This window comes from Streptacidiphilus monticola, assembly GCF_042658505.1.
In the GTDB taxonomy this organism is placed as follows: domain Bacteria; phylum Actinomycetota; class Actinomycetes; order Streptomycetales; family Streptomycetaceae; genus Streptacidiphilus; species Streptacidiphilus monticola.
Window position 1 is genome coordinate 28,982 of record NZ_JBHSQJ010000073.1, and the last position, 6,268, is coordinate 35,249.

Annotated in this window: 6 protein-coding genes; 3 read left to right on the forward strand and 3 right to left on the reverse strand. The window is 73.4% G+C overall.

The window, feature by feature from the left end:
• Nucleotides 1-11: 11 nt before the first annotated feature.
• On the reverse strand, nt 12-857 hold the full coding sequence (locus ACFP3V_RS18140; RefSeq protein WP_380584656.1) for a phosphatase PAP2 family protein: 846 nt from the start codon (nt 855-857) through the stop codon (nt 12-14).
• A 71-nt stretch (nt 858-928) separates the two neighbouring features.
• Nucleotides 929-2,149: a benzoate/H(+) symporter BenE family transporter gene (locus ACFP3V_RS18145; protein ID WP_380584658.1), complete on the reverse strand. Its 1,221-nt coding sequence runs from the start codon at nt 2,147-2,149 to the stop codon at nt 929-931.
• A 50-nt stretch (nt 2,150-2,199) separates the two neighbouring features.
• Here ACFP3V_RS18145 and ACFP3V_RS18150 point away from each other — a divergent pair, with 50 nt between their 5' ends.
• A complete protein-coding gene (locus tag ACFP3V_RS18150; protein ID WP_380584660.1) occupies nt 2,200-2,748 on the forward strand; it encodes a helix-turn-helix domain-containing protein in 549 nt (182 codons plus the stop codon).
• Between the two features lie 1,113 nt (nt 2,749-3,861).
• Here ACFP3V_RS18150 and ACFP3V_RS18155 read toward each other — a convergent pair.
• Nucleotides 3,862-4,458 carry a helix-turn-helix domain-containing protein gene (locus ACFP3V_RS18155; protein WP_380584662.1) on the reverse strand — a complete coding sequence of 199 codons (597 nt, stop codon included), beginning with the start codon at nt 4,456-4,458 and terminating at the stop codon, nt 3,862-3,864.
• Between the two features lie 116 nt (nt 4,459-4,574).
• On the opposite strand from ACFP3V_RS18155, the gene ACFP3V_RS18160 reads away from it, so the two are divergent.
• Together ACFP3V_RS18160 and ACFP3V_RS18165 are read left to right on the forward strand one after the other, a co-directional pair.
• Nucleotides 4,575-5,411 carry an EamA family transporter gene (locus ACFP3V_RS18160; RefSeq protein WP_380584664.1) on the forward strand — a complete coding sequence of 279 codons (837 nt, stop codon included), beginning with the start codon at nt 4,575-4,577 and terminating at the stop codon, nt 5,409-5,411.
• 50 nt (nt 5,412-5,461) lie between these two features.
• Entirely contained in the window at nt 5,462-6,175 is a 714-nt protein-coding gene (locus ACFP3V_RS18165) for a B3/B4 domain-containing protein (RefSeq protein WP_380584665.1), read from the forward strand.
• The last annotated feature ends 93 nt before the right edge of the window (nt 6,176-6,268 follow it).

Genomic DNA, 6,268 nt, shown 5'->3' on the forward strand with positions numbered 1-6,268 from the left:
GGGCCAGGGCGTCACCGCTCGGCGCCGACCTCCGCGGGCGACTGCTCGGGCAGTTCCTCCCGCGGCTGCGGGGCCCGCACCCGCGCCCGGATACGGGACGCCCCCGCCTGGACCGCGTACGAGGCGCCCAGCAGGACCAGCGCGGCGACCCCGTCCAGCCAGAAGTGGTTCGCGGTCACCACGACGACCAACACCGTCAGCACCGGATGCAGCACCGCGAGCCAGCGCCAGCGGCTGCGGCCGGCGCGCACCACCGCCACCGCGACCAGCACGCACCAGGCCACGTGCACCGAGGGCATCGCCGAGTAGGCGTCCGCCTGCACTCCGCCGATCGTCGTCCCGTAGACGGACTGGCCGTACTGGACCGCCGTGTCCGCCATGCCCGCCGCCGGGAGCAGCCGGGGCGGGGCGACCGGGACCAGCTGGACCGCCAGCGAGGACGCGGTCACCAGCACCAGCGTCATCCGCGCCCACGGGTAGTACTGACGATGCCTCAGGAACAGCCAGACCAACAGCGCGATGACCGCCCCGAAGTGCATCGTCGCGTAGTAGTAGTTGGCCCCCTGCACCAGCCACGGGTGCGGCAGCACCCAGTGCTGCAGGGTGCGTTCGCTGGGGAGGCCCAGGCTGCGCTCGGTGTCCCAGACCCACTGGGCGCGGCCGGTCGCGTCCTCCGAGCCCATCACCGAGAGCGTCCCGGCGAACTGCCAGACCGAGAACAGCGCCAGCACCGTGCCGATCTCGCGCAGCACCAGGCCCGCCGACTCGCGGCCGGTACGGCGGACCGCCGCGCCGGAGGCCAGCGCCACCGCCGCGACCGCGCCCGCGGTCTGCCACGACATCGTCAGGTTCTGCATCTGCGCCGTTCTCCGACATCCGGCCCAGGGGCCACCGCACCAGTTGGTGCCGACACCGTAGTGCCCGGCCGCTACCCGCGCACGCGCGGGGTGGTCGACGCGGCCGGTGTCGCCGCAGGCAGCAGCCGGTAGGCGAGCAGACCGGCGAGCAGGGCCCAGAAGGGAGCGCCGATGCCGAAGGCGGAGATCCCCGACGCGGTCACGGCGAAGGTCAGCACGGCCGCCTCCCGGTGCTCGGGGGCGCCGAGGGCGGAGGCCAGCGCCGAGCCGAGCGTCGGCAGCAGGGCCAGCCCGGCGGCCGCCTCGACCAGCAGCGGCGGGGCGCTGGTGAGCAGGGCGGCGGCGAGTCCGGCCGACAGGCCGAGCACGACGTAGAGGCCGCCGGCGGTGACGGAGGCGACCCAGCGCCGCTTCGGATCCGGCCCCGCGTCGGGTCCGGCCGCGAGCGCGGCGCTGATCGCGGCGAGGTTGACCGCGAAGCCGCCCCCGAGTGCCCCGGCGGTGCTGACCAGCCCGGCGCCGGTCAACGCGGCCCGCACCGGCGGCTCGTAGCCGAAATGCCGGAGCACGGCGATGCCCGGGATGTTCTGCGAGGCCATCGTGATCACGTAGAGCGGAAGCGCGATGCCGACCAGCGCGGCCAGGCTGAACCCGGGCGCGGTGACGGTGACCGTCGGCAGCAGGCCCAGCGCGGGGCCGCCCTGGCGTACGGGGTGGACCAGCACCACCACGACGGCGGTCGCTACCGCCCCCGGTGTCGCCCAGCGGCGCGCGTACCGGGTGAGCACGGCCCAGACGCCGATCACCGGCAGGGCGAGCGCGGGCAGCTTCACGGCGGCCTGCACCGGCGCCAGGCACAGCGGCAGGATCACCCCCGCGAGCAGCGCGGTCGCGAGCGGAGCGGGAATCGCGGTCACCAACTCCCGCAGCCGGGACCAGAGTCCGGTCAGCGTGAGCAACAGGCCGCAGACGAGGAAGGCCCCCACGGCGTAGCGGTATCCGCCCGCGGGTACGCCGGACGCGACGAGGAGCGCCGCCCCGGGCGTGGACCAGGCGATGCTGACGGGCTGGCGGTGGCGCAGCCCGAGCCAGATCGCGAGGGCGCCCATGCCGACGCTGAGCAGCAGCAGACCGGACACGGCTTGCGCGCCACTCGCACCGACGGACCGCAGACCGGCGAGGACGAGTACGAAGGAGCTGCTGAATCCCACCAGGGCGGTGACCACCCCGGCGAGCACCGGCTGGGCGAGGCTGCCGCGCTCGGCCGTTCGTTCCACTCGCTCTGGACGCACCCGCTCTCGTTCCATATACGGAACAGTAGCGCGTGGGCGATACTCAGCCAATGGAGTTCTCCCGCCCCTGGACCGCCGCCGCTGCCGCCGAGACCGGCCGCCGGGTCCGGCGGCTGCGCACCGAACGCGGACTCAGCCTCTCCGAGCTGGCCCGTCGCGCGGGCATCGGCAAGGCGACGCTCTCCGGCCTGGAGACGGGCACCCGCAACCCGACCGCGGAGACCCTGTACGCCCTCGCCGGCCAACTCGGCGTCCCGCTGGCCGCGTTCCTGCCCCCGCCGTCCGCAGAGGCGCCCGAGGTGGAGGGCACGGCGGTGACCGCGCGCCTGCTGGAGCGCTTCGAGGACGGCGGCGTCAGCACGGAGCTGTACCGCTTGGAGATCCGCCCCGGTGTCCGCCAGATCTCACCCGCGCACGGACCCCGCGTGACCGAGCACCTGACGGTCTTTCAGGGGGTGGCCCTGGTCGGCCCGCCCAGCGCGCCGCTCACGCTGCGCGCGGGCGAACACGGGTCGTTCCGGTCGGATGTCCCCCACACCTACGCTGCGCTGGGCGAGGTCGCGGTCCACGCCACCCTGCTGATCCGCCATCCACTCTGACCTCGGCCGTCCGGTGCGCAAGGTGCCGCCGGCCCGCGCGCGGCGGGCGCAGGCACGGGCGCCCCGTGGCGCCTGCGCGGGCACGTCCCGGGGGGTGCCGGCGCGGGCACATCCCGGGGGGTGCCGACGCGAGTACGCCCCGGGGTGCCGACGCGGGCACGTCCCATGGGTACCGACGCGGGCACGTCCCATGGGTACCGACGCGAGCACATCCCGCGGGGTGCCGACGCGAGTACGCCCCGGGGGGCACCGGCGCGGGCACATCCCGCGGGGTGCCGACGCGAGTACGCCCCGGGGGGCACCGGCGCGAGTACGTTCCGTCCTCTGCCGCGAGTTGCCCGGAAGCAGTACGCGGCGGCCACGTCTGCAACGGCATTCACCGTGGGCCGAGGCTGAGGTTCGTGCTGCTCGCTCCGCTCGCTGAAACGACGCAACGACAAGGACGGCGCCGGGCGTGGGCCAGCCGCCGCGGCCGGGTGCCGCGAGGCGCTCACCCGGCCGGGCCCCGGGCGGTGAGCATGCATGACCGCCGGGCGGTTCAGCGACGCCGGCGCCGGTACTCCCTCCAACCCGCCACAGGCGTCCTGCCGTTGAGCCTGCCTCCGCGACGGGTCTTGGGCGGCGCGCGGCCCGAGCGCTTCGCAGGTCCGGGGCTTGGGCTCACTGGCGGCTCAGCGACAGCCGCATCCGAATCCCCTCCAACCCGCCACATCGGTAGCCCTTCAGAAATCGGATCCGCCGCAGGTCAACCGATGGCCCGTCGTCAGACCAATGCCGGGGCCCATTCCGAAGAAGCGCATCCGCCCAGCGTCGGCCGACGCACGGGCGCCCAAACGAGCGCGGCGAGCAGGCAGACCTCTGTGGCGGTTTGGCGACAGTCAGGCCGATACCCCCTCCAACCCGCCACACGCCCTGGGGCCTCTCCGAATCGGCGTCCGCCTCGCGAGGCAACCCCCAAGGGGCCGCCCGCGCCCGCGCCACGACTCGCCGCTCCCTCGCGCCGCCGCCCGCCGCTCCCCTTCGCGGTTGCGTGGTCGGGCGAGCGGACGCGAGCAGCACGGCCAGTCAGATCGCGTCACCCTCAATGCCGTTGCAGGCGTCCCGCGCCCGTCCTCAACCCGCGCCCTCCGCCGCCGTCCCCGGGCCCGGCGGCAGGTGAACCGTCATGACGAGGTCGCAACTCTCCTCCCCCGCTCCGCGATAGGCATGCGCGACATCGCCGTTGAACGTCGCGGTCTGCCCCGCCCCCACCTCGTACTCTGCACCATCAACGACCAGGACCATCCGGCCCGACGTCACACTGACGGTCTCCACCACGCCCCCCTGGTGCGGGTGGCTCGGGTACTCCTCCTCGGGCTCCAGCCGCCACCGCCAGACCTCGACAGGGGCGGGGCCCGATGTCGTCAGCATGAGCCGGGCCTCACTGCCCCGTGCGCCGGTCCACAACGGGGCGACGGCTTCCGTGGACACGACGCGAACCCTCCCCTCGGACGGCCCCTGCATCAGTGCGGACACCGAGATCCCCAGCGTGTCCGCGAGGCGGACCAGCGTGGCCAGGTTCGGGTTGCCCTGGGCCTTCTCCAGCCCCACCAGGGCGCCCTTGCTGACCTGCGCCCGCCGACTGAGCTCCTCCAGGGACAACCCCGCACGGGTCCGTGCCGCCCGGACGTTGTACGCCACCGTCCGCAGGGCGGCCGCCGTCTCGGTCACCTGATCACTTCCTCACCAACGGGCCAGTCCGATGAACCGAGAGGTCGATCCGTTGGCCTCACCGGTCGATCCGTTGTACGTTGTGGTCGTTCCACTGAATGGTAAGGGATCCACTGGTGCTCGCTCTGCTGCTCGCCCTGGGAAGCTCACTCGCCTACGGCTGTGCCGACTTCTTCGGCGGCCTCGGTGCCCGGAAAGCGCACGTCCTGCGCACCGTGCTCATCGCCGCCCCGGCCAGCCTCGCCGTCGAGGTACTGCTCTGGCCGCTGCTCGGCGCGAGCTTCAGCGCAGGAGCGGTCGTCTGGGGCGCGGCGTCCGGCGTCGCCTCGGCTGCGGCCTTCGCCCTGCTCTACCGGACTCTGGCGATCGGCCCGATGAACGTCCTGTCCCCCGTCACAGCGCTGGTGTCCGCAGCGCTCCCGGTCGCCGTCGGACTGCTGCAGGGCGAACACCTCGGTGCGGCAGGGCTGGTGGGGCTGCCCCTCGCTCTGGTCGCCGTGGTCCTCGTCAGCGCGGGCGACGGCGGTGGGGCCGGCAGGCCCTCGCGGATCGCCCTGCTGCTGGCCTTCGGCGCAGGCGGCGCCATCGCGCTGCAGCTGATCTTCCTGCACCAGGCCCCGCACGAAAGCGGGGTCGCTCCGCTCATCGTCGGACGCGCCGTCTCGTCGGCCGTCACCCTGGCCGCCGCCGGGCTGCTGCGCCGACACCTGGGCCCGGAGCGGCCCGCCTACGGCCTGTCCGCGGCGGCCGGGGTGCTGGACTCGGTGGCCAACCTGCTCTTCCTCCTCGCCGTCCGCAGCGGAGACCTCACCGTCGTCGCCGTGATCACCGCCCTCTACCCCGCGGGAACCGTACTGCTCGCCCGCGCCGTACTCGCCGAACGCATCCACCGCGGCCAACTCGTCGGCCTGGGCACGGCCGCGGTCGCGGTCAGCCTGCTCGCCCTCGCCTGAGAACGCCAAGACTCGCACTTGCCACCTACTCACCGAACGGACAACCGCCCATGCCCCACTTCCGACTCGACCGAGTCGTGGCCGACGCCTTCCCTGACACGCTCATCGCCGTCGTCACCGCCTCCGGCCTCCGCGGCCATGAGCCCTGGCCTCAAACCGGCCGTGCACTGGAGGAGTTGGAACGGCAACTTGCCGAGGGCACATGGCAGCCGGCCGACGAGACCGACCCGCGTATCGCGGCCTGGCACACCGCCTACCGCTCCTGGGGCACCAACCCCCGCCGTATCCGCCCCAGCGTGGACGCCCTCGGCCGCCGCCTGGCCAAGAGGGGAAGCCTGCCCCGAATCAACCCTGCGGTCGACTCCTACAACGCGGCGTCGGTGAGAAACGGACTGCCGGCCGGCGCCTTCGACCTTGACCAGGTGGTGGGCGACATCCGCATCCACCGCGCCGTCGGCACCGAGTCCTTCATCCCACTCGGAGAGCCCGACACCGTCGAGCGCCCGGCACCCGGCGAAGTCGTCTACACGGACAACGCCGGAGTCCTGACCCGCCAGTGGAACCACCGCGACGCCCACCGCACCCGGGTGACGGAGGACTCGACGCAGGTGGCCTTCGTCCTCGAAACCCTGCATGCCACACGCGACGGCCACTTCCTCAAGGCAGCCGCAGACGAATTGCAGGAACTGCTCGTGCCGCACGCCGACTCTGTCGCCACCCGCTACGTCGGTGGCGCGGACGACAGATTTGCCATCGAGATCTGACCGGCCCCGGACATGCCTGTGGCCCCCTGACATATCGTCAGGGGGCCACAGTGCAATGATTGTTCGGCGGCGTCCTACTCTCCCACAGGGTCC

Coding starts and splice junctions, on each gene's coding strand:
- ACFP3V_RS18140 (WP_380584656.1), bottom strand. CDS start 857: ATGCAGAACCTGACGATGTCGTGGCAGACCGCGGGCGCGGTCGCGGCG.
- ACFP3V_RS18165 (WP_380584665.1), top strand. CDS start 5,462: ATGCCCCACTTCCGACTCGACCGAGTCGTGGCCGACGCCTTCCCTGAC.
- ACFP3V_RS18150 (WP_380584660.1), top strand. CDS start 2,200: ATGGAGTTCTCCCGCCCCTGGACCGCCGCCGCTGCCGCCGAGACCGGC.